We start from the raw sequence: 26,688 nt of genomic DNA, 5'->3' as shown, positions 1-26,688 counted from the left end.
AGGAGAGGCGAATGTCGACGCGCGACCTGGTTCTCACTGCCCTGTTTACCGCCATCATCATCGTCCTCGGCATCATCCCGCCGATCACGCTCGCCATCGTGCCGGTGCCGATCACCGCGCAGTCCATGGGCGTCATGCTGGCCGGCTGCATCATCGGCGCCAAGCGCGGCGCGCTCGCCTATCTCCTGCTCATCCTCATGGTCGCCGTCGGCCTGCCGGTGCTTTCGGGCGGCCGCGGCGGGCTCGCCGTCCTTGCCGGCCCGACCGGCGGCTACATCGCGGGCTGGGTCGTCGGCACCCTCGTCACCGGCCTCGTCGCCGAGCGGATCGTTCGCGAAACCCAGGGCGGCGCGCGCCAGATCGCTGGCTTCTTTCTCGCCTCGATCGTCGGCGGCATCGGCGTCGTCTATCTCATGGGCACGATCTGGCTCGCCATCAACACGGGCATGGGCTTCCTGGCCGCGCTTTCGGCCAATGCCGTCTTCGTTCCGGGCGACCTCATCAAGGCCGGCATCGCCGCCCTTGCCGCCCGCGCCGTGCTTGTCGGCTATCCCCTGCTGCCGCAGCGGAACTGAACGGAACCAGGCCTGAAGCGGGAACGGGCGGGGAAAAGCCGGCAATGTGCTGGACCCTGCCCGCTTCCCGCTCTAGCTTGGCGTCCATGACAACCATCCTCTACGAAAACCCCATCTTCCTCGAGCATCAGGTACCCGAGGGCCACCCGGAGCGGCCGGACCGGCTGCGGGCGCTCAATCTGGCGCTGGAGCACGAGCGGTTTTCCGATCTCGTCCGGCTCAAGGCGCCACAGGGCAACGAGGATCTCGTGCTGCTCGCCCATCCGGAAGAGCACCTGCGCGCCGTGATGTCGGTGATTCCCGAAGAGGGCATCAACAGTTTCGAGGCCGATACGCATGCAAGCCCCGCCAGCCTGCAGGCGGCGCTGACCGGCATCGGCGGCGCGGTGGCGGCGGTGGACGCGGTCTTCACCGGCAAGGCCGACAATGTCTTCGTCGCCTCCCGCCCGCCCGGGCACCATGCCGAGAAGACGAAGGCCATGGGCTTCTGCTTCTTCAACAATGCCGCCATCGCCGCGCGGCACGCCCAGCGCGTGCACGGGGCCGAGCGGGTGGCGATCGTCGACTGGGACGTGCACCACGGCAACGGCACGCAGGATATTTTCTACGACGACGCCTCCGTCCTCTTCTGCTCCACGCACCAGATGCCGCTCTATCCCGGCACCGGCGCGAAGGACGAGACGGGCGCGCACAATACGATCGTCAATGCGCCGCTCTCACCGGATACGGGCAGCGAGCATTTCCGCGAGGCGTTCAAGTCGCGCGTGCTGCCGGCGCTCGAGCGCTTCCAGCCGGATCTCGTCATCATCTCGGCCGGGTTCGATGCGCACCACCGCGATCCGCTGGCGCAGATCAACCTCGTCGGCGATGATTTCGACTGGGCGACCGGCCGGTTGCTCGATGTCGCGGGCAAGCATGCCGGCAATCGCATCGTCAGCCTGCTCGAAGGCGGCTATGACCTCGTGGGGCTCGCCGAATCGGCGGGTCTGCATATCCAGCGCCTGATGAGGGGATGACCGACATGGCAAACGAGACACGCACGCAATCGCCGGATGCCGGCCAGGCCGAACCGTCCGGCCCCGCCGCTGTCGCCTCGCTGTCCTTCGAGCGGGCCGTGGAGGAGCTGGAATCGATCGTGTCGGCGCTGGAGCGCGGCGATGTCGCCCTCGACCGCTCGATCGAGTTCTACGAGCGCGGGGAAGCGCTGAAGAAGCATTGCGAGGCCCTGCTCAACGCAGCCGAGAACCGTATCGAGAAAATCCGTCTCGACCGCGCCGGCAAGCCGCAGGGCGTGGAGCCGCTGGACGGCAACTGATCAGGCGGCCGCGCTTTTCGCCGGCGCGGATGTGTCCGATGCCGAAAGGGGTGCGGGCCGCAGATGCATGTCCATCATGGCGGCCAGCGTGCGGGCGTTTCGGGCGACGATCATGCTGAGATGGCTGCCCGACGCCGAGACCCACCGTGCCTTGGGCAAGTAGGCCTTCCAGATGCGGCCTGCGTTGCAATCGATCGGCGAGCCGGACGTCGAGGCAAAGAAGACGAGCGGTTCCGCATAGACGCTCGGCCTGTAGAGGCCTTTCATCTGCAGCAATTGACGGGCGCAGGCATCGTAAGCGGGGGTATAGCCGCCTGCCCATTGCGGCGCGTGAAGCGGGTAATCCGGGTGACGCGGGTTGCGAAAGCGGAAGAACAGGTGATGGCCCCGGCGGGGCGGGCTGTGATGCGCGGGGGAAACGTCGAGACGCGGAGGCACGGCGCCGCCACAGGCATCGGCCTGACGCTCCGCCGACGGCTTGCCGCGGCGAAGGGCGCGGCCCGCCAGTTTCCCGAGCACCGACCGCACCTGCCGCATGATCGTCCGGCGCATCAGCCCGGCCCAGATCGGGAGCGGCCAGCTGTGATCGTTCTGCGGCGGGTCGAGCAGGAGGAGAGCCGCGATAAGGTCGCCCTCCGCCCTGGCCCGGCGGGCAAGCTCCAGCGCCAGCACGCCGCCGAAGGAGTAGCCTGCGAGGCGGTAGGGTCCCTCCGGCTGGATGGTCTTCATGGCGCGGTAGGCGCGCTCGACCTCCTCGGCGACTTCCGGCGGAGAGCCGGCCGGTCGGCCGAAATCCGTCAGCGTGATGCCGTAGATCGCGCCCTCGAAGGTCAAGGCATCGACGAGGTCCTGCGTTTCCAGGAAGCAGTTGACGCCCCCGGCAAAGAGAAAGAGCGGGCGCGGACGATCGCCCTCGCGCAGAAGCACAATCTTGTCGGCCGGCTGCACGCAGCCCTTCCCGATCGCCTCGACGATCGCGCGGGGCGTGCCGTGGAGGTAGAAGACGTTGACGTCGAGCTCGACCCCCGTGCGCATCCAGAACTGCTTGATGAGCGCGAGCGCCTTGTTGGCGGTCAGGCCCTTGGCCACCAGATCGTCATCGGCGGCGATGGTGGTGCGCATCGTTCGCTGGCAAAGGCCTGTCAGTGTCGCGAGCATCCCGTTCATCCCATCTTCGGATGCCGGAGGTCCGACCACCCGTTCGCGCCTGTCGCCGCGTCATAAGCTGTATATAGACGTTTCAACTTACCAAAGCGTTGAATGACACGGTGCGTGTTGCGTGTCCTTTCAACCTCATACGCTCCGCGTGCCAGCCGGAAATATGCAACCTTTAGGCGATTTCGAATTTCCTCATGGTCTTGCCGGATGCATCTTTCCTTCGTGGCCGGCAGATCTATGTCCCTACGAAGAACATCCGTTGGAAAAGGGGAGCCCGATGACGGTGCAGGAGAAAAAGGCGACGCAACCCGAACTGAAGCGCGTGATGGGGCCCGGACTCCTGCTGCTCTTCATCATCGGCGACATCCTCGGCACCGGCATCTACGCGCTGACCGGACAGGTCGCAGCCAAGGTCGGCGGCATCGTCTGGCTGCCCTTCCTCATCGCCTTCGCGGTCGCGCTGCTCACCGCCTTCAGCTACCTCGAACTGGTGACGAAATATCCGAAGGCCGCGGGTGCCGCGCTCTATACGCACAAGGCCTTCGGCGTGCATTTTCTGACCTTCATCGTCGCCTTCGCGGTGATGTCGTCCGGCATCACGTCGGCCTCCACGGCGGCACGGGCGTTTTCGGCCAATTTCACGGCGGCGCTCGGGCTCGATGTGGGCGATGCGATGGTGGTGACGATCGCGATCCTGTTTCTCGGCCTCGTCGCGGCCATCAATTTTCGCGGCGTCGGGGAGAGCGTGAAGCTGAATGTCGGGCTGACGATGATCGAGCTGACCGGCCTGCTCATCATCATCGGCATCGGCTTCTGGGCCATCTTTCACGGCCAGGGCGACGTGTCGCGCGTCACCACCTTCACGCCGGCCGGCGACAGCGGCGTGTTCTGGTCGGTCATCGCCGCCACCACGCTCGCCTTCTTCGCCATGGTGGGCTTCGAGGATTCCGTCAACATGGCCGAGGAATGCAAGGATCCGAGCCGGATCTTTCCCAAGGTGCTTCTGACCGGCCTGCTCATCACCGGCGTCATCTATGTGCTCGTCTCCATCGCCGCCATCACGCTCGTGCCGGCCGGGGAACTGAGCGAAGGCGAGACGCCGCTGCTGAAGGTCGTTCAGGCCGGCGCACCCGGCTTTCCCATCAGCATCTTCGGCGTCATCACCATGCTCGCGGTCGCCAATTCCGCGCTGATCAACATGATGATGGCGAGCCGGCTGCTGTACGGCATGGCGCGGGAAGACGTCATTCCCGCCCTTCTCGGGCGCGTGCATGCCGGGCGGCAGACGCCCTATATCGCCATCGGCTTCACCACGTTGCTGGCCGTCGGCCTGCTGATCTTTGCCGGCGGCGTTCCCCAACTCGGGGGAACGACGGCGCTGCTGCTGCTCTGCGTCTTCGCCATCGTCAACATCGCCGTGCTGGTGCTGCGCAAGGACACGGTCGAGCACAAGCACTTCCGCATTCCCACGGTCTTCCCGGTGCTCGGCGCGCTGACCTGCACGTTTCTGGCCGGCCCGTGGACCGGGCGCGATCCCGTGCAGTACCTCATCGCCGGCGTGCTTCTGGCCATCGGCGTGGTGCTCTGGCTCGCCACCGTCGGCATCATGCGCCGGACGAATGCCGCGCGCGCCTGATGCGCGCGGCCGGAACCGTGCGCCACCGAACTTTGTTGTAGGATGATGACGGGGGTTCCGGTAGTCTGACCGGCGCCCCTCGACGCAGATTCGGGAGCGCGCCGGCGTGACGATCGGATCGGTCCCATGGCCGGACTCCCAACAGGCCTCATCCTGCGGATGTTGCGGCGCCGGGCTTTTGCAATTCGGGCGAATTGCGATTAAGACGCCATTTTGCGAATGATTTCTATCGCGGCCCATCAACGACCGCGGGTATGAGGACAGCGTGACCCAACCGAACTCCCCGCCGTCGACGCCGCTTCTGGACAAGGTCAACCTGCCCCGGGACCTGAAAGCGATCGACGACAAGGACCTGCCGCAGCTTGCCGGAGAACTGCGCGCCGAGATGATCGACGCCGTGTCGCGCACCGGCGGGCACCTGGGCGCCGGCCTCGGCGTGGTCGAGCTGACCATCGCCATCCACAAGGTGTTCGACACGCCGCACGACCGGCTGATCTTCGACGTCGGCCACCAGTGCTATCCCCACAAGATCCTGACCGGCCGCCGCGACCGCATCCGCACCCTGCGCCAGGAAAACGGCCTCTCCGGCTTCACCCGCCGGGCGGAAAGCGAATACGATCCCTTCGGTGCCGCGCATTCCTCCACATCGATCTCGGCCGGTCTCGGCATGGCGGTCGCGTCCGAGCTGCAGGGCGTGAAGCGCAACGTCATTTCCGTCATCGGCGACGGGGCGATGTCGGCCGGCATGGCCTATGAGGCGCTGAACAATGCCGGCGCGCTCGATGCCCGGCTGATCGTGATCCTCAACGACAACGACATGTCGATCGCGCCGCCGACCGGCGCCATGAGCGCCTATCTGGCGCGGCTTGCCTCGGGCCGCACCTATATGGGCTTTCGCGAGCTCGGCAAGAAGCTGACCGCCTATCTCGGCAAGTCGATCGATCGCGCCATCACCCGCGCCGTGGAGCATGCGCGCGGCTATGTGACCGGCGGCACGCTGTTCGAGGAGATGGGTTTCTACCATATCGGGCCGATCGACGGGCATTCCTTCGAGCACCTGCTGCCGGTGCTGCGCAATGTGCGCGACAACGCGCATGGCCCGGTGCTGATCCATGTCGTGACGCAGAAGGGCAAGGGCTACGCGCCGGCCGAGGCTGCCGCCGACAAATATCATGGCGTCAACACCTTCGACGTCATCACCGGGGCGCAGGCCAAGGCCAAGCCGAACGCTCCGTCCTACACCGCCGTCTTCGCCGAGACGCTGGTGCAGGAGGCCAACGCGGACGAGCGGATCGTCGCGGTGACCGCGGCCATGCCGTCCGGCACCGGGCTCGACACGTTCGCGCTGGCGCATCCGACCCGCATCTTCGACGTCGGCATCGCCGAGCAGCACGCCGTGACCTTCGCGGCGGGCCTTGCCTCGGAGGGACTGAAGCCCTTCGCGGCGCTCTATTCCACCTTTCTGCAGCGCGGCTACGACCAGGTCGTCCATGACGTAGCGATCCAGGGCCTGCCCGTGCGCTTTCCTATCGACCGCGCCGGTTTCGTCGGTGCGGATGGTCCGACGCATGCGGGCTCGTTCGACACGACCTATCTTGCCGCCCTGCCCGGCTTCGTGGTGATGGCCGCGGCCGACGAGGCCGAGCTGAAACATATGGTGCGCACCGCCGCTGCCTATGACGAGGGTCCGATTTCCTTCCGCTACCCGCGCGGCGAGGGCGTCGGCATCGACATGCCGGCCCGCGGCGAGATCCTCGAGATCGGCCGCGGCCGCATCGTCAAGGAAGGCACGAAGGTCGCCCTTCTCTCCTTCGGCACGCGTCTCGCCGATTGTCTGCTGGCGGCGGAAGACCTCGATGCGTCAGGGCTTTCCACGACGGTCGCCGATGCGCGCTTTGCCAAGCCCCTGGATCACGACCTCATCCGCCGCCTTGCGCGCGAGCACGAGGTGCTGATCACCATCGAGGAAGGCTCGGTCGGCGGCTTCGGCAGCCATGTGCTGCAGTTCCTGGCGCTGGAGGGCCTGCTGGATTCGGGCCTGAAAGTGCGGCCGATGGTGCTGCCGGACATCTGGATGGAACAGAGCAAGCAGGAGGCCATGTATGCCCAGGCCGGCCTCGACCGCGCCGGCATCGTCTCCACCGTCTTCCGCGCGCTCGGACAGAAGCGCCTCGGCCGCGACGCCGCGAGCTGAGATCGGAGCCGCCTCCGACCGCAGGCGCGGCATCTAACAGGCCGGTTCCAACGCAAAAGGCTTGTCAGCCGGGCCCTGACACGCCATGACATGGGCATGTCAAACGAACCGAAAACCACCGTCCGCCTCGACCAGCTCGTTCTCAACCTCGGGCTCGTCGCCAGCCGCTCGCGCGCACGCGATGCCGTGCAGCGCGGAACCGTGCGGGTCAACGGCCGCGTCGTCACCAAGCCGAGCTCCACCTTTCCCGAGGATGTGACGATCGAGATCGACGATCCGGTCCAGGCCTATGTCTCGCGCGCGGCGCTGAAGCTCAAGGCCGGGCTCGATCATTTCGCGCTGTCGCCCGAAGGGCTCGACTGTCTGGATATCGGCGCCTCCACCGGCGGCTTCACCGAGGTGCTGCTGCATGCGGGTGCCGCCCACGTCATTTCCGTCGATGTCGGCCACGGGCAGTTTCACCCCCGGCTGGACGCCGATCCGCGCGTCACCAATATCGAGGGCCTGAACGCGCGCGTGCTCGACGAGGAGCATCTGGAAGACCGCGAGATCGGCATGGTCGTCTCCGACGTTTCCTTCATTTCGCTGAAACTCGCCCTTCCCCCCGCGCTCGATCTTGCCGTGCCCGGCGCGCTCTGCATTCTCCTCGTGAAGCCGCAATTCGAGGCCGGCCGCGATTTCGTCAGCAAGGCGGGCCTGCTCAAGGACCCCTCCACCGCGCCCGAGGTGGCGGCGGAACTGGAGCGCTGGCTGGTGGAAGAGATGGGCTGGGAAAGCCTCGGCCTCATCCCCTCGCCCATTGCCGGCGGCGACGGCAACGAGGAGTTTCTTCTGGCCGGCCGCAAGCCTCTCGACGCTGATACTGACGACGACGACCTCGATGCCGACACCGACGAGGACGCGGCATGAGCGCGGAAACCGCAACGATCGAACGGCTCGGCCTGCAGGGGGACGGTGTCGTCTCCTTCCCGTCCGGCCCCGTCTTCGTGCCCTTCACGCTTCCCGGCGAGCGGGTGACGCTGGCCGTCAACAAGCAGCAGGGCACGGTGATGTCCCTGCTTGCGCCCTCGCCCGACCGCGTCGCGCCGGCCTGCCGGCATTTCGGGCCGGAAGGCGAGAACGGCACCTGCGGCGGCTGCACGCTGCAACATGCCGGCGACGACCTCTACCATGCGTTCAAGCGGCAGATCGTGATCGACGCCCTGCGGTCGCGCGGCATCGAGACGGAAGTGGCGCCGCTCGTCATCGCCCGCCCCGGCGAGCGCCGACGCACGGTCTTCACCGCGCGCCGCACCGAGAAGGAGCTGCTGCTCGGCTACCTCAAGGCGGAAAGCCATCACATCGTTTCCATAACGGAATGTCCCATCGCGAGTCCCGGCATCGTGTCGCGGCTCGCAGCCATCCGCATCGTCGCAGCGGCGCTCGCGGCCAATGCAGAGCCGTTCCGCATCACGGTGCTGGAAACGTCGACCGGGCTCGATCTGGCTGCCGAGGGCATCAAGGCGCTCTCGGACCGGCACCGCCAGCAGGCGATCGAGGCCGTGCTGAAGCTGCGGGGAATCGCGCGACTGGCCGTCAACGGCGAGACAATCGTCGAGCCGCTGAAGCCTCTCATCGCCTTCGACGGAATCGCGGTCTCGCCGCCGCCCGGCGGCTTTGCGCAGGCGAGCGCGGTCGCGGAAACCGCGATGGCGGAGCTGGTCATGGCGCATCTCGGCAAGGCCAAGCGGGTCGCCGATCTTTTCGCGGGCACCGGCACCTTCGCGCTGCGCATGGCCCGCAAGGGTCGCGTGCATGCCGTGGAAAGCGAGGAGAAGGCGCTAAAAGCGCTCGATCTCGCCGCCCGCAACACGCAAGGTCTGAAGCCGGTCAGCGTCGAAAAGCGCGATCTCTTCCGACGGCCGATGATGACCTCGGAGCTAAAGGTCTACGACGCCGTCGTCTTCGACCCGCCTCGCGCCGGCGCCGAGGCGCAGTGTCGCGAACTGGCCCGCTCGACGGTCAAAACCGTCGTCGCCGTCTCCTGTAACCCTCAGACGCTTGCCCGCGATCTCTCGATCCTCATCGAGGGCGGCTATCGCGTCACCAAGGTCACGCCGGTGGACCAGTTCCTCTGGTCGTCTCACGTCGAGGCCGTGGCGACACTGACGCGCTGACCGTACATTCTTTTTCTCTAATGTTCCGAAAAAGCCCGTGCTACGCTTCGGCTGTTCGCAGCTGAAGCAGAAAGCGCTGCGCCAGCCAGCGCGTCGGGGACGATGAGCCTCCCTGACCTCGGCATGGGCTTTGCTGTCGAACAGGAGTGAGGCGAATGGGGTATCTATCCTTAAGCATCACGCTTGAGATAAGGAAAACCCGCACGGGCTGGCGAATGCGCGTGCGGGTCATAGTCCTCATCTAAGCGAAACGACAGCCGGAGTTACCGCTTCGGCTGTCACTCCGCTAATATACAGCGTTGTTTGCCGGGTGCAAGACAGGTCGAGCCACCTCGTCAGCTGCTTCGACGATATAAAAGAAAAATCTTATATAAAGAATTTCGTTCTGCTACGCTTTCTCCGTTCGCGGCAAAAGCAGAAAGCGCTGCGCCAGCCAGCGCGTCGGGGATGATGAGCCTCCCCGACCTCGGCACGGGCTTTGCTGTCGAACAGGAGTGAGGCGAATGGGGTATCTACCCGTTGGTATCACGCTTGAGATAAGGAAAACCCGCACCGGCTGGCATGTCCAGGTGCGGGTCACATTCCTCATCTAAGCGAAACGACAGCCGGAGTTGGCGCTTCGGCTGTCACTCCGCTAATATACAGCCTTGTCTGCCGCGTGCAAGATACGTCGCGCAGACAACCAAGTCACTTGATCAGCTGCATCGTCATAACAGTAGAAATTCCTTATATAAAGAATACCGTTCTGCTACGCTTGGCCGTTCGCGGCAAAAGCAGAAAGCGCTGTGCCAGCCAGCGCGTCGGGGACGATGAGCCTCCCCGACCTCGGCATAGGCTTTGCTGTCGAACAGGAGTGAGGCGAATGGGGTATCTACCCGTTGGTATCACGCTTGAGATATGGAAAACCCGCACGGGCTGGCGAATGCGCGTGCGGGTAACATTCCAAGTCTGAGCGAAAGGCGGTCGAAGTTCGCGCTTCGGCTGCCACTCCGCGATTATACATCCTGCTGCTTCCTGCTGCAAGACACCGCAGGCCCTTCCAGGCTCCCTCAGCGCTTGGAGAGGAAGGCCATAAAGGCGGATTGGGCTTCGGCGCTTTTCAGGCGGGCGGCGAAGTGCTCGGCTTCGATGTCGATGCGGGCCAGAATATCCGTCGTGTCGCCGCGCAGGAGCTGGCGGGCGATGCGCAGGGCCTGGGGCGGCTTGGCGGCGAGCATGGCGGCCGCGGCGAGCGTTTCATCCTCCAGCCCTTCGGGCGCGACCGCTTTCCAGACGAGGCCGACAGCGACGGCGTCTTCGGCAGCGATCGGCAGGCCGGCGGCCAGCAGCGCGAAGGCGCGCTGATGGCCGATGATGCGGGGAACGATGAGGCTGGAGGCGGCTTCCGGCACCAGTGCAAGATCCACGAACGGGGTTCGCAGCTGGGTGCGGGTGGAGATGACCGTGAGATCGCAATGCAGGTTCAGCGTCGTGCCGATGCCGATCGCCAGGCCATCGACGCCGGAGACGAGCGGCTTGGTCGCGGTCGCGAGCGCACGGAGAAAGCCGAGGACTTCGGTTCCCAGCGTCTCGCTGATCGCCATCTGGGCGAAGTCGGCCATGTCGTTGCCGGCGGAAAAGCAGCCGGGCGTGCCAAGAAAGACGATGACGCGGACGTCGTCGTCCGCCTCGGCCGCTGCGAGCGCCTCCGTCATTGCCACATACATGGCGCGGGTGATGGCGTTCTTCTTTTCCGGGCGATTCAGCCGAATGACGCGGATGGCGGCGTCCGGCTTTTCGATGAGGATCGTCTCGTCGGTCATATCGGGATCTCAGTTCAGCGCGATGCGCGCAGCCTCGAGGCTGTCGGCGCCATGAAGGATGGCGTCGGCAAGCGCGGCCGTTTCGCCGAGCAGGTTTTCGGAAAGGAAGCGGGCAAGCGCGATGCGCTGCGGCCGGCGGCCATCGTCCACCGCGACCGCCGCCCCTTTGGCCAGCAGCGCGCCGGAGAGGACAAGGCCGAAGAGGCGCTGATAGGCGGTGGCCCCGGCCAGCGCTTGCGCCAGATGTCCGCCCGCCAGCGCGGACTGGAGCCACTGCGTCGTCGTTTCCAGTTCACCGATCGCCTTGTCGAGACGTGCGGCGGTTTCGCCCCACGCGCCCGTGCCGCCATCGGCTGCGGGCACGGCCTTTGCAATGGCGGAGAGTTCCGCGATGAGGCCGTGCACATGAGCACCGTCGCCGAGCGGCAGCTTGCGGGTGACGAGGTCGATGGCCTGGATGCCGTTCGTGCCTTCGTAGATCGGCGCGATGCGCGCATCCCGCAGCAGGCGGGCGGCACCCGTTTCCTCCACGAAGCCCATGCCGCCATGGACCTGGATGCCGAGCGAGGCAACCTCGACCCCGACATCCGTAGGGAAGGATTTCGCGATCGGTGTCAGGAGCGCCGCGCGATCCTGCCAATGGCGCTTCTCGTCGCCTTCGGCCTCATGGGCGCGATCGACCGCCTCCGCACAGAGATAGGTGATGGCGCGCGACCCCTGCGTCAGCGCCTTCATGGTCAGAAGGGTGCGGGCGATATCGGGATGGTCGATGATGGGGCTGGCGGCTGTGGCGCCCAAATCCGCCCCGGGGGCCTTGCCCTGACGGCGCTCCCGCGCATAGGCGAGCGCCCCTTGCGTGGCGGCTTCCGCCATGGCGACGCCCTGGGCGCCGACGGCAAGGCGCGCGTTGTTCATCATGGTGAACATGCAGGCGAGCCCGCGATTTTCCTCGCCGATCAGGTAACCGACGGCACCGGCCTCCGCGCCGAAACGGCCGTCGCCATAGATCATGGTGCAGGTGGGCGAGGCATGGATGCCGAGCTTCTCCTCGATCGAGTGACAGAAGAGATCGTTGCGCGCACCCAGCGTCTCGTCCTCGTTGACGATGAATTTGGGCACCAGGAACAGGGAAATGCCGCGCGTGCCCTCGGGCGCATCCGCCAGGCGGGCGAGAACGAGGTGGACGATATTGTCCGTGAAGTCGTGTTCGCCCCAGGTGATGTAGATCTTCTGCCCGAAAATCCGGTAGGTGCCGTCGTCGCGGCGTTCCGCACGGGTGCGCAGCGTGCCGAGGTCGGAGCCGGCATGGGGTTCGGTCAGGTTCATCGTGCCGGTCCATTCGCCGGAGACCATCTTCGGCAGGAAGCGGGCCTTTAGGGCATCGGAACCATGCGCGGCGAGCGCTTCGGCGGCACCGGCCGTCAGCATGGGTGCGAGCGCGAACGCCATCGAGCCGCCGTTCCAGATCTCCATGGCGGCGATCTGCAGACGGTGCGGCAGGCCCTGCCCGCCCGCTTCCATCGGTGCGGCAAGCCCGTTCCAGCCGGCGGCGGCCCAGGCGCGATAGATCTCCGGCCAGCCCGTCGGCGAGCGGACCTCGCCATTGGCGAGCCTGGAGCCCTCCTTGTCCCCGCGCGCGGCCGCCGGCGCGATGGTCGCGTCGCAGAAGCGACCTGCCTCCCACACGACCGCCTCCACGATATCCGCATCGATGGACGCGTCGCCATCAAGGCCGGCGATATGCTTGAGCGTGAACAGAATGTCGTCCACAGGCGATGTATACATGCGTTTCTCCTGCCTTTGCCGGCGCCCACCCGTCTTCTCCTGCGCCGCCGGCCAAATTATTGATTTTTACGTAAACGTCAACCGGGCTGCGCTATCGTCGCGGATGTTTTCGATCGGTCGGCGCGTTTGCCCGGCGTCATTTGCCTTGCAACGAAACTGTCATAGAACAGGGATACAGCACCCTACCGACCGCCGGACATTCCGTCATGAACCTCGTTTCGCCCGACATTCCCGGCCTCGTCTGGGCCTATCGCTTCCGCCCGGGCCAGAGCCGCGGCGAGCGCATCTCCGCGGATGCGCCGCTGGAGACGCTGACGGCGGACGATGGCTGGCTGTGGCTGCATCTGGCGCTGAGCGACGCGCGCACGCCGGCGCTGATCCAGAAGATCTGCGATCTGCCCGCCGACGCGCTGGCAACTCTATCGAGCCACGACACGCAAGCCGCGATCACGACCGACGAAGCCATGGTGCACGGCACGCTGGTCGATTTCGAGCGGACCTTCGACCAGATGACGAAGACCATCGGCTGGCTGCATTTCGCAGTGACGGACAAGGTGATCGTGACGACGCGGCTGCATCCGCTGCGCAGCATCGACCGGGTCAAGGCGGCAATCGAGAAGAACCCGCGCTGCCTGCGGCCGATCGACCTGTTCGAGATGATGGTGATCGAGTTCCAGCGTACCCTGATCGGGCTGGTGCTGGAACTGACGGAGGAACTCAACGTCATCGAGGACGAGGTCTATGGCGAGGCGGGGCACAACGACCAGCCGCGGCTGGCACCGCTGCGCCGCACCGCCGTGCGGCTGCACCGGCACCTGCGCACGCTGCTGGCCCTTCTCAGACGCGCCGCGGCCTCCGACGAGGACGAGGTGCCCGCCGGCTTCATCGACGTCGCCGAGCGCCTGACCGACCGTCTGGAAACGGTGGATCGCGACGTTTTCGCCCTGCAGGAGCGCGCGCGGCTGCTGCACGAGGAGATCGACAGCAAGCTCTCCTCGGAGACCAACCGCCACCTCTACATCCTCTCGCTGATGACCGCCTTCCTGCTGCCACCGACGCTCGTCACCGGCTTCTTCGGCATGAACACCAGCGACCTGCCGCTCGCCGGCGGCATCCACGGCACCCTCATCGCCGGCGTCTTCATCGTGATGTCCATGGCGTTTGCCTGGACGATCCTGAAGCGCATCGGCATTCTCTGACGACGGGACCAGAACGCAAAAAAGGCACCGGGAGACCCGATGCCTTTTCCATGCGCTCGCGACAGGCAGCCAATCAGTACGGCGAATTGCACTGGCGGCGGGGGCCGCTGTTGGGCTGGTAGGTGTTGTCGTAGGCGCGGTAGGAACGGTAACGATCCTGGCACCAGGCGACATGGCTTCCGCCCACACGGGCCGGACGGTCGTTGTTGATGGCGCCGCCGATGATGGCGCCGGTCGCAAACGCTGCGAGCGGGAACCAGACGCCGTTGTGTTCGCGGTAGCCGCGGCGGCGTTCGCGATAGCCGCGATGACCGTTGTAATAGTAGGCATCACCGCGACGATGCATGCCACGACGGCGCCAGTCGTCGCGGTCGCGATCCCGGTACTGCACGGGCTCGGCTGCATTGGCCGTCTGCACCGGCTTCTGGACCGGGATCGGCACCATGGCCTGTACGGGCACGAACGACGTGACGAAGAGCGCTGCCGACAGGCCGGCGGCCGAAAGGAGCTTGGCGTTGAAGAGACCCATTGTTTCCTCCTTGGATTTTTATCGAACGACGGCGGGGGCACGGCGTTTCCTGGCCTGACAACGGGCGGAATCGTCATTGGTTCCCTCCGTGACGGAGACAGGACAGGCGCAGACGGCAGATGTTAACGGCGCGTTAACCATGTGAGCGCAGCATCGTGCGCATGCGAAACATCGCCCGAACCATTGCCGGCGCGTTCCATCACACCCCTCTCGGGCGCGGCTCGGCCGTGGCGCTGGGCCTTGTTATGGCGCTGAGCGCCATGCTCGCACCGCAACGCGGCCTTGCCGTGGATCTGGAGCCCTGGAAGAAACCGGAACCGGCGCTGGTGATCGATGCCTACGAGCTGAACGTCGTCGACTGGCAGGAGATGCTGAAGGACAAGCGGATCGCGGGTTTCGTCTCAAAAGCCTCCGACGGCCTGCCGGAGAGCTTTTCCTGCACAGGCGAGCACAAGGGCGATAGCTTCGCGCACTGCAAGACGATGTGGCGGAAATATGCCGTCAGCCGCGAGCTTTACCAGACCCGGCGCCTGGTGGCGCGGGCAAGCGGGCTTCTCTGGGGCGCCTATCATCTGGCGCGGCCGGGCAACCCGATCGAGCAGGCCAATCACTTCCTCGCCTATGCCGAACCCGCCGCCGACGAGCTGATGGTGCTCGACATCGAGGGCATCGACCCGGAAAATTTCATGTCGCTCGAAGATGGCGAGATCTTCGCGCAGCACATCAAGACGCGCACGGGCCGGTATCCGATGCTCTACACCAACCACTCGACCGCCCGCCATATCGCCGATCACCGCGCGCTCTACCCGATCCTCTCGCGCCTGCCGCTCTGGTATGCGCGCTACAAGCCGGGCATCCGCAACGTCTTTCCCATGGGCAACTGGGACAGCTACGCGCTCTGGCAGTTCTCCTCCGGCGCCAACTGCAACAAGCGGCGCTGTCCCTACCGCATCAGTGGAACCCTGCCCGATATCGACGTCAACGTGGCACCGATGGATGCCGCGCGGCTCAAGGCGGAATGGGCCAAGGGCGACCTGGTACCGGCAAAGCCGCTGCCTCCGGAACCGGCTCCGTCGATCCCGGCCCTCGATCCGCCCGTCCTCATGCTCGTCTCGGCCAGCGGCACACGCCCGGCCTGCATCGGCGCGCAGGCGATCGGCGTGGACGCGATGACGACCTCCTCCATCGGCGCACGGATCGCCTCGCGGTAACGGCCGATCATCCTCGAATTCTCACGAGCGCGCACCGTCTCCGACCCGACGGACGTCAGGTCACGGGGTCTTTGCGACGGACGGTCGCCCGCTCACGCCTCGATCTGCACATCCGTCAGCGGGCGGGAGCAGCAGGCGAGGATGTAGCCTTCCTCGACTTCCTCGTCGAGGATGCCGCCATTGTGGTTCATGTCGACCTCGCCCGAGATCTTCATGACGCGGCAGGTGCCGCAGAGGCCGCTTTCGCAGGCCGCACCGATGCGCACGCCGGCGGCGCGGGCGGTCTGGAGCACCGTCTGGCCGGGGATGCACCTGGCCTCCTTGCCGGCCATGGTGAAGGTGACGGTGGGGGCGACGATCGGCTGGTCGCCATCGACCTCGCCGGCACCGGCACGGACGGCGAGTTCGTCGACATTGGGGGCGGCGGCCGGCTGGAAGCTTTCCTCGTGGTAGCGCGCCATGTCGAAGCCGGATGCCTGCAGCATCTCGCGCACGCCGCGCATGAAGGGCTCGGGACCGCAGCAGAACACCGTGCGGGTCATGAAATCGGGCGACAGCAGCGCCACCTTGGCGGCATCGATGCGACCGCGCAGGCCGTGCCAGCCATGGCGGGGCTCGTGGCCTTCCACGACGAAGCCGAGCGACAGGTTCGGCATGCCGGGGCTGAGCGTTTCCAGTTCGGACCGGAAGAGCAGATCGTCGGGTCGGCGGGCGCAGGAGATGAAGGCGATATCGGTCTGCGGCGCGCAATCGGAGAACCAGCGCGTCATCGACATCATCGGCGTGATACCGGAGCCGGCGGAGACGAACAGGTATTTTTCGCCGGGATAGCGCACGAAGGAGAAGTCGCCGAGCGGACCGAAGGCCTTGAGCGTCATGCCCGGGCGCAGGTTTTCGAACATCCAGCGCGTGCCGACCGAGGTCGCCTGCGCCTTCACCGTGACGGCGATGGAGAAGGGACGCGAGGGCGTCGAGGAGAGCGTATAGGTCCGCATCACCGGATCGTCGGCCGTCACCGGAATTTCCAGCGTGACGAACTGGCCCGGCAGGTAGCGGAACCAGCCGTCGCGATCCGACCTGAACACGAAGGTCATGACGTCGGGCGCCTCGACCGTCGCCGCGATGCATTCGAGCAGGTGCTGGCGATCGTTCCAGGGCTGCAGCTCATCGAAGTGACGGAACGGCGATGCGATGCCGATGCTTTGGCTCATGTCACGCCACGCGGACAAGCGGCGCGTGGACGCCGGTCAGGCGATCCTGCATGAACGTCGTGTACCACTCCACGAACTGCATGACGCCGCCTTCGTGCTCGGGCGAGTAGGGTCCCGGCTCATAGGCCGGCGAGCGGATGCCGAAGGCATTTTCCTCGACGATCTGGCGGTCCTGATCGTTGGTCTCGGTCCAGACGTGCGTGAGTTCTTCAAGATTGTAATCGACGCCTTCCACGGCATCCTTGTGGACCAGCCACTTGGTGGTGACCTGCGTCAGTTCCGGCCCGAGCGGCAGCACGCGGAAGGTGATGGCGTGGTCGGCCAGCACGTGGTTCCAGGTGCTCGGATAGTGGAACATCAGCAGCGTGCCGATGTGGCTCTGGGGCACGGCATCCGACAGACGGCGCTTGACGGCGCGGGCGCCGGACATCGTGTAGCTCTCGGCATCCTGGATCAGCGGCATGCGCGCGACGCGGAACTGGCCCGTCGGATCGATGCGGAACTCGCTCGGCAGGCCGGAGGCCTCGCAGCGGCTCCAGTGCTCGGAGATGACGGGATCGTCCTTGGCGCCCTGCACGCCGGTGGCCGAGGGGGCCTCGGGATAGGTGCGGCAGAGTTCCGGGTGGTTGCTGGCGCAGTGGTAGCACTCGCGGTTGTTTTCCCAGACGAGCTTCCAGTTGCCCTTCTCCACGATGGTGCTCTCGAAGGCCACCTTCGTGTCCTTGAGATTGTGCGGTGCGAGGTAGGAGGTGACCATGTCGCGCACGGGCGCGAAATCGAGCGGCTCGGCGGCGAGGCTGATGAAGATGTAGCCGGCAATGGTCTCGCAGGCGACGGGCTTCAGGCCGTGGGCGGACTTGTCGAAGTCCTCACCCATCTGGCGGGCGAACATCAGCTTGCCGTCCAGCTCGTAGGTCCAGTTGTGATAGGGACAGACGAGCTTGGCGGACGCGCCCTTGGCCTGGGTGCAGACGCGCGAGCCGCGGTGGCGGCAGGCATTGTGCAGGGCATGAATGGCGCCCTGACGGTCGCGGGTGATGACGACGGGATAGTCGCCGATCTGGACCGTGAAATAATTGCCGGCCTTGGGGATCTCGCAGTCATGGCCGATGAAGAGCCAGTCCTTGTACCAGATCTCCTGCAGGTCGAGCTTGTAGAGATCGGGATCCGTATAGAATGCCTGCTCGAGGCTGTGGGTCTCGCGCCGGTTCCGGAGCGTGCGGAGCACTTCGCTGCGAAAATCCATGTTCCCGTTCCTTTATACCACGGACCCTTCCGAGGGGTCGCCATCCCGAAACCCCGTCAAGGGGCCATAGACAGGGCCGGTATGGCCGGGAAAGCCGTTTTCGCTCGCACCCGGCAACCGCCGCACCAAGACATTCACATCAATGACCGTACCGTCGGCGCAAGACAGGTGTCCGGGCTCAGGGGCATCCCGCCATACAGACCTCGGGGTTGCTCAACCCCTCGAGAAGGCTCTGCCGGCGTCATGCTCCACCACCGTTGCGGGCGCAGCGCCGGGTTTCGACCGGCTTCCCAATTTGTCCGGATCCCTTGGAAACCGGCGCCTTGAGCCTCTCTATCTAACGCCGCGCCGGCCGATTTCAGAGGCCAAGAAGCGACACGCGATTTGAGAAAGACGACACGCGCGATCGCCGGGCATTTTTCGCGCTGCGTGCGCCGATCCTTCAAGAGAAACAACAGGATGCGTGAAATCTGGGCAGATGTCGCTTTTCCGGTCGGCCTTGCGCATCGCGACGGCGTGCGCATTTGCGACATCGAGGACCGCGCCCCGCCCCCATCCCGACGACACATGGCCTGATGACGCAAGCCTCGCGCCATGGCGGGCCCGTAAAACTGACGAAAAGGAAGATCATCCATGCTGGACCAGACCATGGCCAACCTGCGCTACTATGATGATGCCAAGGCCCCCAAGGAACAACGCGGGGGCGTGTACACGGATTACCTGCGCACGGGCCGCATCAACCGCTCGACCTCCGACGCGCGCGCCGCGCGGCGCTACCTGACGCACAAGGAAGTGGCGGAGCGGACCGGGCGCAAGCTGGAGGCCGCCGGCACGCTCGCCTACGACCGCATCAACGGCTTTCACGCGTCGATCCGCTTTCCCAAGATGATCTTCCACCGCACGCTCGATGGCAGCCCGCATCTCGGCTACTGCCACGTGACGGCGGCGCGGACCAGGTTCGCGGACTATGACGATGTCCGCTGGTCGTTCTACATGGCCAATTTCTTCTGCGAGATCGGCAAGGACGAACATTTCTTCGACGATGTCCGGCGCGGATATTCGCGCATGTATTTCGCCGTCGCGATGGACCTCGACCGCGAGCAGGGCAAGCTCGTGATCAACCGCACCGTCCGCGATGGCGGCCTTCTCTTCCGCACGCAGGACCCGAAGACGGCGCTGAAGAACGTGCTGATGCTGGGCGCCAAAAACGACGCCCTGCGCACGATCATCCGCGCGCTCTGAGCCGGCGCCCTCTCCTCGGGCGCGAAAGCGGGACCGACGCAGGGCCGAGACGCCGTCGCCTTTCGACACGGGCTCTCCTGTACCATTTCCAGATAGGGCCGTACGCTTCGCGTCTCTGCTTTTTCGCGCGTCGCACCCGCAAAACCGCTGCACATTCCTGCGCGATCCTTTAAGACAGCCGCTTCACCGGACGGAAGCGCGAAAACGGCATGGCAGAGATCATCGACACGACCTTGGACCGGGCGGGCGCGCTGGCGCGTGCCGTGGACGTGCTCGGCCGCGGCCGGCCGATCGCCTTGCCGACGGAGACCGTCTACGGGCTTGCGGCCGATGCGACGCGGGCCGAGGCGATCGCCTCGATCTACGAGGTGAAGGGCCGGCCGCGCTTCAATCCGCTGATCTCGCATGTGTCCGACATGGAGATGGCCGCGCGCCATGGCCTGTTCGATCCGATCTCGCGGCGTCTCGCCGAGGCCTTCTGGCCGGGGCCGCTGACGCTGGTGGTCGCGCGGGCGCCCGACAGCGCGGTGCATGCGCTGGCCACGGCCGGGCTCGAGACGCTCGGCCTGCGGATGCCGGAGGGTTTTGCGCGCGCGGTCATTTCCGCTTTCGGCAAGCCGCTGGCGGCCCCCAGCGCCAACACGTCGGGGCGGATCAGCCCGACGACGGCCGCGCATGTGGCCGACGATCTCGGATCGGCCATCGACCTCATTCTCGACGCGGGACCGGCCGGCATCGGGCTGGAATCGACCATCGTGAAGGTGGAGAACGGGCAGCTTCGCCTGCTGCGGCCGGGCGGGCTGGCGGCGGCCGACATCGAGGCTGTCGCAGGCCAGCGGCTTTTGCGACCGGAGACCGCGGGTGCGGCCATTCAGGCCGTCGGTGCCGCCTTGGAGGCGCCCGGCATGCTCGCCTCGCATTATGCGCCGGATGCCGCCGTGCGGCTGGATGCGACCGAGGTGCGGCCGGGCGAGGCGCTGATCCGCTTCGGCGGCGTGGCGCTTCCCGGCGAGGAAAAGGCCGCGATCGTGCTCGACCTCAGCCCGACCGGCAATCTGCGGGAAGCCGCCGCCCACCTCTTTTCCTATATGAAGCAGGCCGACGCCACCGGCGCCCGGACGATCGCCTTTTCCGCCATTCCGGACGACGGTCTCGGCGAGGCCATCCGCGACCGGCTGGAGCGGGCAGCTGCGCCGCGCTGAGACGAACATCGACATGCGAGCCTGCCAGGTTCATTCTGAACCCGCCGACCTCTCGATTCCTGTGTCGTCGCGTGTCTCTCCGGGAATGCCGGATTCCTCTTAATGCCTGACAAACTCACGGAAAGCGCCGTCATGACCAACACCGTCCCCTCGCCCGCCCTCGTCCAGCGCTTCGTCGATCTCGTCGGCGGACATGCCGAGGTGGGGGCCGAGGTCGAGGATCGCTATCTGGTGGAGACGCGCGGGCTCTATCGCGGCACGACGCCGGCGGTGCTGAAGCCGGCAGATGTCGCGGAGGTCGCGGCGATCCTGACGCTTGCCAGCGAGACCGGCGTCGCCATCGTGCCGCAGGCGGGCAATACCGGCCATGTGGCGGGCCAGATCCCCCGCACGGGGGCGGCCGACATTCTCCTGTCGCTGGAGCGGATGAACCGCATCCGCGATGTCGATCCGGTCGGCAATGTCATCGTGGCGGATGCCGGCTGCATTCTCGCCGATATCCAGTCGGCGGCCGACCGGGTGGACCGGCTGTTTCCGCTGTCGCTCGGCTCGGAGGGGTCGTGCCGGATCGGCGGCAATCTCTCGACCAATGCCGGGGGCACGGCGGTTCTGGCCTATGGCAATATGCGCCAGCTGTGCCTCGGTCTCGAAGTGGTGCTGCCGACCGGGGAGATCTGGGACGGACTGCGCCGCCTGAAGAAGGACAATACGGGCTACGATCTGCGCGATCTCTTCATCGGCGCGGAAGGCACGCTCGGCGTCATCACCGGCGCGGTGCTGCGGCTGTTTCCAAAGCCGCTCGGCCACGAGGTCGCACTGGCCGGCCTGCGCACCGTCGAGAATGCGCTGGCGCTGTTCGAACGGGCCTCCACGCTGTGCGGGCAGACCTTGACCGGGTTCGAGCTGATGCCGCGCATCGGCATCGACTTCTCGGTGCGCAACATTCCCGGCGTCACCGACCCGATGACGACCGTGCATCCCTGGTACGCGCTGATCGACATTTCCAGCGCCGACAGTGCGGAGAGTGCCGGCCGCACGATGGAGGCGCTGCTCTCCGGCGCGATCGAGAACCGGCTCGTGGACGATGCGATCGTCGCCTCCAGCGAGGCGCAGCGGAAGGCGCTCTGGCATATGCGGGAAAGCCTGTCGCTGGCGCAGCGGCCGGAGGGCGGGTCGATCAAGCATGACGTGTCGGTGCCCATCGCCAGCATACCCGCCTTCATGGCGCAGGCCGATGCGGCCGTGATGGCGGCGATACCCGGCGCGCGGATCTGCGCCTTCGGCCATATGGGCGACGGCAACATCCACTATAACATCTCCCAGCCGGTCGGCGCCGACAGACGAGCCTTTCTGGAGCGCTGGCGGGAGATGAACGCGATCGTGCACGGCATCGTGCTGGCGCATGGCGGCTCGATCTCTGCCGAACACGGCATCGGCCAGCTGAAGCGCGACGAGCTGGCCGAGGTGCGCCACGGCATCGAGATCGACCTGATGCAGCGCATCAAGCACGCGTTCGACCCGGCCGGGATCATGAACCCGGACAAGGTGCTGCAGATTAGGCCGTAAGGATGCGCGCGGGCGCCGCGATCAACCGCCGCGACGCAGCTGCGCGATCGCCAGCAGCGAATCGCCGCTGATGCCGGCGCTGCTGCCCGAGGAGGACAGGACCGACAGGGCCGGTGAGGTCACGGTGTTGTTTTCCACATCGTAAAGCGCGGTGAACCGCTTCATCAGCTTTTCGAGCTTTTCCGGATCGCGCAGATCCTTCACGTCCAGGACACGCTTGATGTATTCCGACTGAACGTCCACGTCGGCGCTGCTCATCTCTTCGGGGATGCTGAAGGCCGTGCGCACCACCTGCATCAGCGCATTGTCGGCGAGAATGTCGAAGGACGAACCGATTTCCGGTGCCATGCGGCGGAAATAGAGCGCCAGGCGGACGCCGGCATTGTCCTCGCCCTTCTGCTCTTCCAGCGTCTGGTTGTAATAGAGGTCCTGCGTTTCCAGCAGACCACGGCGGGTCTGGATCTGGTTTTCCTGCGGACGCACCGTCTTGCCGGTCGCATCGAAGTTGAAGGAGGCGACCAGTTCGCGATAGCGCGAGTCCGCCTGCGTGTTGATGTAGCTCTTGGGGTCGGAGAGGTCGGAGGTGAAGATCTTCTTCAGCTCGTCCTTCTTCACCGTCTTCGGATCGATGCCGGTCGCCACCAGCATGAAGTTCGTCATGCGCGTATCCTTCAGGAGATCGTCGAGCGTCTGGACCTTCTCCATCTGTGCCGCATAATACTTGGCCTCCGCCGTCGCGTCGGTCTTGTCCTTCTCCGTGCCGAACTGGCTCTTGGCCAGCACATAGGCCTTGGAGATCTGCAGAATTTCCGACTGCGACTGGGCGAGCTTCGGCGCGCCGATCTTGCCGTCCGCCTTGAAGTTGAAGGCGTTGACGAGCTTGACGTAACGGTCGTCCTTCAGCGTGTTCACGTAGCTCTTCGGGTCGTTCACGTCGCTGGTCAGGATCCGGCGCAGCTCGCGCACGCTCTTGCCTTCGTTTTCCAGGCCGAAGGCCGAAAGCGCGACCTGAAGGCCCTTGGGGTTGTTCAGCAGGGCATCGACGGTGGTCGCCGAGCCGATCAGAGCCTTATAGGCGGAGATCAGGCTTGCGTCGGACGCATCCGCCGCATCGTTGTAGCGGTTCATGTAGTTTGCCGAGGCCGAACGCGTCTGCTCTGCCGTCTGGGGCACCTCGCCGGCCGCCAGCGTTCCGTCCGGCTTGAAGTTGAAGCCGGCGGCCAGCGCCTTGTAGGCGGCATTGTTCTCCGCACCGGTGGTGTTGGCGTAGCTCGTGGGATCGTCGAGGTCGCTGGTGATGATGGCGTTGAGCACGCCGGAGCCCGTTCCGCGCGGAATGCCGTAGGCCGTGATGATGTAGGAACGCATGCGGCTGTCGGCGAGAAGGTCGGTCGCAGTGGTGAAATCGTTGACGTGCGCCTCGAAGTAATCCTTGTTGATCAGCGCGCCCGTACCGGTCAGCCGCGGTGCGGAGGCGAAATAGAGTTCGCGCATCGAGGCCTTGTCGGAGTCTCCGATGAGCGGGCCCGTGGCGGGGGCGGTGCCGTCGGGGTTGAACTTGAAGGCCGTCGCCATGGCCTTCAGATTGGTGGCGAGGGTGCCGTCATAGTCGAGCTGCGCATATTCCGACTGCAGGACCGAAACGGCCGCGGCGGTTTGGGATTCCGGCGGAAGCTGGGCGTCCAGCGCGTTGAAGATCGCCTCCTGCTCGGAGACTTGCGCCTGAATGGCCGCCTGGTCGGCGCCCGGCTGGAACAGGCTGTTCGTCAGCGTCTTGATCTGCGCGGAGGCGCGGGAGCGCTCGTCGAACTTGGAGATCGTCGCCTGGATCTCCGCACCGCGACCGGACAGGGCATCGGCGGCGGATTGCTGCAGGGTGTTGACGTAGCTTGCGGGGTCGCCGATATCGCTCGTCAGGGCCTGGCGCACCTGCGTGAAATCGAAATTGTCGGGCTTCAGTCCGAACAGCGGAAAGGCATAGTCGCGCAAACGCTCGTTCTGCAGGAACTGATCGACGGTCTGAATATTGCCGCCCGCCGTCATTGCGTTAAAATAGTTCACCTCGGTGTTCATGACGCTGTCGGCATTGGCGATATTGGCATTGTAGAGACCGATCAGCGCGTCTTCCTGTGCGCCGGTCTGTGCCACCGTGGTCGACTTGTCGAAGCTGAAGGCCATCGCGAAATTGCGATAGCGATCGTCGCTCAGCTTGTTGGCATAGCTGGCATCGTCGTTGAGGTCGCTTTCCAGCACCTTGCGCATGAACGCCTTGGCGTAGGTCATGTCCTCCAGGCCGTGGGCCTTCATGGCATAGGAATAGAGCCGATAGTCGTCGAGGAAAGCATCGACGGTCGTGACCTTGCCGATATTGTCCTTGTAATACTGGGTATCGCGCTCGACCATCTTCTGCTGGGAGACGCGATTGATGCTCTCCTTCATGTCCCGAACGACGAGATTATAGTCGAGATAGGTCGATGCCATTTGCCGCCCCGTTGCCTTGACGGCCGCCGCGCGCGGCGCGCGCTGAAGGGCACGCGCCGGCATGCTGCGGCCATGTCGCTTCACCATGACGGGTGCTGCTTGCGCGAGGCTTTTTGCGGAAAATGCGAGGCGGCGCATTGACGCCTTTTAAACCGTAAAGCGTCGAGTTTTGCTAACCATCGGGGAATGCAAAGTTTTTTAACCGCGAATTTTAAGCGGTCTCAAACAGCCGCCGCCTATGTTGACCTCCATAGAAGACGAAAACGTCTCGATGAGAAAAGACCGGAAACCGGCTCTCAAGGGTAAAACAAGGGCGAAATGACATGCTGAAAACCGTTTCTCAACCTGCCTGGGTCGACACCGAACTGCGGCTCGATCCGAAGCGTTTCCCGCAACATGCCAGCTTTGCGCTGCCGGGCGCCCGGAGCAATGTGACGATCAGCCTCGACGAACGCGGCGCGGTGATGCGCAAGGTTCTGCCGTCGAGCGGCCTGCCGCTGTCCATCGCGCTGCCGGCGCGGGCCTTCAAGGGTGTTGCTGCCCGCGCCATCGACCATGGCGACGGCGAGGTGACGGTGACACTGGAACTGCATCACGACGATCCGGACCTGTGCGTGCCCCTTCTCGTCGCACACGACCTCTCCGACATCGCCGCCGACTGGCGCGCCTGGTCGGAAGCCTATCGCATCCCCATGCTGATGGTGGAAGCCGACGGCATTGCCCGGCCGCTCGACAACCATCTCGGCGAGGTGAAGACCCATCCGATCGTGCCGCGCCGCCGCCATTCGCTTCACACCAAGCGCCGCCCGCGCTTTCTGATGCGCCGGACCACCGGCAGCCTCGGCGTGGCGATGAAGATCGACGGCTCCGAGATCATCGCGCGTCGCTGATCTCTTCGACCTCCTCCTCCAGTGCAGAAAGTCGGCCGTCCCTGCGGCCGGCTTTTTGTTTGTGGGTCCCGCATGCTTCCCGCGCGGTTCGCGGGGAACAATCACGGCGGTGAGCCGGTTGCCTGACAGCAACGACGAGGAGCATGCCATGACACAGGACAAACCGACGACGACCGGCCATGCCGCGCCGACGCAAGCGAACACGGATGCCGAGCGCGAAAGGCTGTTGAAAGACGCGGATCAGAACAAGGTCGATAGCGACGACGGCGAGGACGAGGTCGTGCCCGATCCCGCCAACGACTGGCCGGCCGCCTGAAAGGTCGGACCTCTAGATCAGCCGGACGAGAAACGCTGCCGCCAGGCCGGCGAAGACGATCAGGCCGACCCTGCCGTTGAAGCGGAAGAGGGTGAGGCATTGCCCGGCGTCGTGGATATCGAGCACGACGATCTGGTAGAAGAGCATGACGGCGGCGGCGGCGAGCGCGAGGTAGGCGAGCGCACCGGCGCCGGCCAGCGCGAAGGCGAGGACGAGCAGACCGACGGTGAGCCCGTAGAGCGCGATCAGCCAGGGCTTCGGTCGTTCCCCGAAACGGCGCGCGGTCGAGCGCACGCCGACAAGCTCGTCGTCCTCGCGGTCCTGATAGGCATAGATCGTGTCGTAACCGACCGTCCAGGCGATGGCGGCGAGGTAGAGCATGACGGGTGCGGCCGAAAGGCTGCCGAACGCCGCCGCCCAGCCCATGACGGCGCCCCATGAGAAGGCCATGCCGAGAAAGACCTGCGGCCAGTCGGTGAAGCGCTTGGCGAAGGGGTAGATGGCGACGAAGCCGAGAGAGAGAATGCCGAGCACGATCGCAAATGCGTTCAACTGCAGCAGGACCACGAGGCCGACCAGCGCCTGCAAGCCCATGAAGAGCTTGGCGTTGCGGCGCGACACCCGGCCGGATGGCAGGGGCCGCGAGCGCGTGCGGGCCACCGCCATGTCGATCCTCTCATCGACGATATCGTTATAGGTGCAGCCGGCGCCGCGCATCGCGATGGAACCCACGAGAAACAGCGCGAGATGCAGGATGAGGCGCCCGACCGAGGCCGTGCCCTCCAGAGCGGCCATATTGGCGGCCAGCGCGGCCGACCAGAAACAGGGCCACATCAGAAGCTGCCAGCCGATCGGCCTGTCCCAGCGGGCAAGCTGCGCATAGGGCCAGAGCGGCCGGGGCAGGATGCGATAGACCCAGTTGGTCGATGGCGCATCGAAGACGCGCCCGCTCTCGGAAGGCAGTGTGTTCATGG

Annotated in this window: 22 protein-coding genes and 1 riboswitch; of the genes, 14 read left to right on the top strand and 8 right to left on the bottom strand. The window is 65.5% G+C overall.

Annotation, left to right across the window (positions count from 1 at the left end; all coding sequences use genetic code 11):
- Positions 1 to 11 precede the first annotated feature (11 nt).
- From LRX75_RS17970 to LRX75_RS17960, 3 genes are all read left to right on the top strand, one after another.
- The gene (locus tag LRX75_RS17970; RefSeq protein WP_231816053.1) at positions 12 to 575 is read left to right on the top strand and encodes a biotin transporter BioY; all 564 of its coding nucleotides are present in this window, start codon (positions 12 to 14) and stop codon (positions 573 to 575) included.
- 86 nt (positions 576 to 661) lie between these two features.
- On the top strand, positions 662 to 1,591 hold the full coding sequence (locus tag LRX75_RS17965) for a histone deacetylase family protein (RefSeq protein WP_231816052.1): 930 nt from the start codon (positions 662 to 664) through the stop codon (positions 1,589 to 1,591).
- A gap of 5 nt (positions 1,592 to 1,596) precedes the next feature.
- Positions 1,597 to 1,890 (top strand): exodeoxyribonuclease VII small subunit, encoded by a 294-nt coding sequence (locus LRX75_RS17960; protein ID WP_231816051.1) that lies wholly within the window; start codon positions 1,597 to 1,599, stop codon positions 1,888 to 1,890.
- On the opposite strand, the gene LRX75_RS17955 is transcribed toward LRX75_RS17960, so the two are convergent.
- Positions 1,891 to 3,057 carry a thioesterase domain-containing protein gene (locus tag LRX75_RS17955; RefSeq protein ID WP_231816050.1) on the bottom strand — a complete coding sequence of 389 codons (1,167 nt, stop codon included), beginning with the start codon at positions 3,055 to 3,057 and terminating at the stop codon, positions 1,891 to 1,893.
- Positions 3,058 to 3,325: 268 nt separating this feature from the next.
- Between LRX75_RS17955 and LRX75_RS17950 the strand changes: the two genes are divergently transcribed.
- The 4 genes from LRX75_RS17950 (at position 3,326) to LRX75_RS17935 (ending at position 9,034) form a co-directional block, all read left to right on the top strand.
- Positions 3,326 to 4,684 (top strand): APC family permease, encoded by a 1,359-nt coding sequence (locus tag LRX75_RS17950; RefSeq protein WP_231816049.1) that lies wholly within the window; start codon positions 3,326 to 3,328, stop codon positions 4,682 to 4,684.
- Between the two features lie 265 nt (positions 4,685 to 4,949).
- Complete coding sequence (gene dxs, locus LRX75_RS17945) at positions 4,950 to 6,878, top strand: 1-deoxy-D-xylulose-5-phosphate synthase (RefSeq protein WP_231816048.1); 1,929 nt, start codon at positions 4,950 to 4,952, stop codon at positions 6,876 to 6,878.
- A gap of 96 nt (positions 6,879 to 6,974) precedes the next feature.
- Positions 6,975 to 7,787: a TlyA family RNA methyltransferase gene (locus LRX75_RS17940; RefSeq protein ID WP_231816047.1), complete on the top strand. Its 813-nt coding sequence runs from the start codon at positions 6,975 to 6,977 to the stop codon at positions 7,785 to 7,787.
- Entirely contained in the window at positions 7,784 to 9,034 is a 1,251-nt protein-coding gene (locus tag LRX75_RS17935; protein ID WP_231816046.1) for a class I SAM-dependent RNA methyltransferase, read from the top strand. Before LRX75_RS17940 ends, LRX75_RS17935 begins: the two co-directional genes overlap by 4 nt.
- 1,049 nt (positions 9,035 to 10,083) lie before the next feature.
- Here LRX75_RS17935 and LRX75_RS17930 read toward each other — a convergent pair.
- Both LRX75_RS17930 and LRX75_RS17925 read right to left on the bottom strand, forming a co-directional pair.
- A complete protein-coding gene (locus LRX75_RS17930) occupies positions 10,084 to 10,836 on the bottom strand; it encodes a crotonase/enoyl-CoA hydratase family protein (protein WP_231816045.1) in 753 nt (250 codons plus the stop codon).
- A gap of 9 nt (positions 10,837 to 10,845) precedes the next feature.
- Complete coding sequence (locus tag LRX75_RS17925) at positions 10,846 to 12,621, bottom strand: acyl-CoA dehydrogenase family protein (protein ID WP_231816044.1); 1,776 nt, start codon at positions 12,619 to 12,621, stop codon at positions 10,846 to 10,848.
- Between the two features lie 206 nt (positions 12,622 to 12,827).
- Between LRX75_RS17925 and LRX75_RS17920 the strand changes: the two genes are divergently transcribed.
- Positions 12,828 to 13,820: a transporter gene (locus LRX75_RS17920; protein ID WP_231816043.1), complete on the top strand. Its 993-nt coding sequence runs from the start codon at positions 12,828 to 12,830 to the stop codon at positions 13,818 to 13,820.
- A gap of 73 nt (positions 13,821 to 13,893) precedes the next feature.
- Here the strand turns inward: LRX75_RS17920 and LRX75_RS17915 are convergent, their stop codons facing one another.
- Positions 13,894 to 14,349 (bottom strand): BA14K family protein, encoded by a 456-nt coding sequence (locus LRX75_RS17915; RefSeq protein WP_231816042.1) that lies wholly within the window; start codon positions 14,347 to 14,349, stop codon positions 13,894 to 13,896.
- A gap of 245 nt (positions 14,350 to 14,594) precedes the next feature.
- On the opposite strand from LRX75_RS17915, the gene LRX75_RS17910 reads away from it, so the two are divergent.
- Positions 14,595 to 15,560 (top strand): glycoside hydrolase family 25 protein, encoded by a 966-nt coding sequence (locus tag LRX75_RS17910; protein ID WP_420851232.1) that lies wholly within the window; start codon positions 14,595 to 14,597, stop codon positions 15,558 to 15,560.
- 92 nt (positions 15,561 to 15,652) lie between these two features.
- Here LRX75_RS17910 and LRX75_RS17905 read toward each other — a convergent pair whose 3' ends face one another.
- Both LRX75_RS17905 and LRX75_RS17900 read right to left on the bottom strand, forming a co-directional pair.
- Positions 15,653 to 16,771 carry an FAD-binding oxidoreductase gene (locus LRX75_RS17905; RefSeq protein ID WP_231816041.1) on the bottom strand — a complete coding sequence of 373 codons (1,119 nt, stop codon included), beginning with the start codon at positions 16,769 to 16,771 and terminating at the stop codon, positions 15,653 to 15,655.
- 1 nt (position 16,772) lies between these two features.
- Complete coding sequence (locus tag LRX75_RS17900; protein WP_231816040.1) at positions 16,773 to 18,017, bottom strand: aromatic ring-hydroxylating oxygenase subunit alpha; 1,245 nt, start codon at positions 18,015 to 18,017, stop codon at positions 16,773 to 16,775.
- 146 nt (positions 18,018 to 18,163) lie between these two features.
- A riboswitch (cobalamin riboswitch) is annotated at positions 18,164 to 18,358 on the bottom strand.
- 307 nt (positions 18,359 to 18,665) lie between these two features.
- Here LRX75_RS17900 and LRX75_RS17895 point away from each other — a divergent pair.
- The 3 genes from LRX75_RS17895 to LRX75_RS17885 all read left to right on the top strand — a co-directional run bounded on the left by LRX75_RS17895 (position 18,666) and on the right by LRX75_RS17885 (position 22,027).
- The gene (locus tag LRX75_RS17895) at positions 18,666 to 19,259 is read left to right on the top strand and encodes a DUF6656 family protein (protein ID WP_231816151.1); all 594 of its coding nucleotides are present in this window, start codon (positions 18,666 to 18,668) and stop codon (positions 19,257 to 19,259) included.
- Between the two features lie 209 nt (positions 19,260 to 19,468).
- Positions 19,469 to 20,461, top strand: coding sequence for an L-threonylcarbamoyladenylate synthase (locus tag LRX75_RS17890; protein WP_231816039.1), 993 nt, complete (start codon positions 19,469 to 19,471; stop codon positions 20,459 to 20,461).
- A 132-nt stretch (positions 20,462 to 20,593) separates the two neighbouring features.
- Positions 20,594 to 22,027, top strand: coding sequence for an FAD-binding oxidoreductase (locus LRX75_RS17885; RefSeq protein ID WP_231816038.1), 1,434 nt, complete (start codon positions 20,594 to 20,596; stop codon positions 22,025 to 22,027).
- 21 nt (positions 22,028 to 22,048) lie between these two features.
- Here the strand turns inward: LRX75_RS17885 and LRX75_RS17880 are convergent, their stop codons facing one another.
- On the bottom strand, positions 22,049 to 24,646 hold the full coding sequence (locus tag LRX75_RS17880; RefSeq protein ID WP_231816037.1) for a DUF1217 domain-containing protein: 2,598 nt from the start codon (positions 24,644 to 24,646) through the stop codon (positions 22,049 to 22,051).
- Between the two features lie 185 nt (positions 24,647 to 24,831).
- Between LRX75_RS17880 and LRX75_RS17875 the strand changes: the two genes are divergently transcribed.
- Both LRX75_RS17875 and LRX75_RS17870 read left to right on the top strand, forming a co-directional pair.
- Positions 24,832 to 25,398: a DUF6101 family protein gene (locus LRX75_RS17875; protein WP_113151807.1), complete on the top strand. Its 567-nt coding sequence runs from the start codon at positions 24,832 to 24,834 to the stop codon at positions 25,396 to 25,398.
- A gap of 148 nt (positions 25,399 to 25,546) precedes the next feature.
- Positions 25,547 to 25,714: a hypothetical protein gene (locus LRX75_RS17870; RefSeq protein WP_231816036.1), complete on the top strand. Its 168-nt coding sequence runs from the start codon at positions 25,547 to 25,549 to the stop codon at positions 25,712 to 25,714.
- Between the two features lie 12 nt (positions 25,715 to 25,726).
- On the opposite strand, the gene ubiA is transcribed toward LRX75_RS17870, so the two are convergent.
- Positions 25,727 to 26,686 (bottom strand): 4-hydroxybenzoate octaprenyltransferase, encoded by a 960-nt coding sequence (gene ubiA / locus LRX75_RS17865; RefSeq protein ID WP_231816035.1) that lies wholly within the window; start codon positions 26,684 to 26,686, stop codon positions 25,727 to 25,729.
- Positions 26,687 to 26,688: the final 2 nt, after the last annotated feature.

This window comes from Rhizobium quercicola (assembly GCF_021168455.1).
Taxonomy (GTDB): Bacteria; Pseudomonadota; Alphaproteobacteria; order Rhizobiales; family Rhizobiaceae; genus Ferranicluibacter; species Ferranicluibacter quercicola.
The sequence above is the reverse complement of the archived record's forward strand: the minus strand, read 5'-3'. Positions and strand labels throughout refer to the sequence as shown.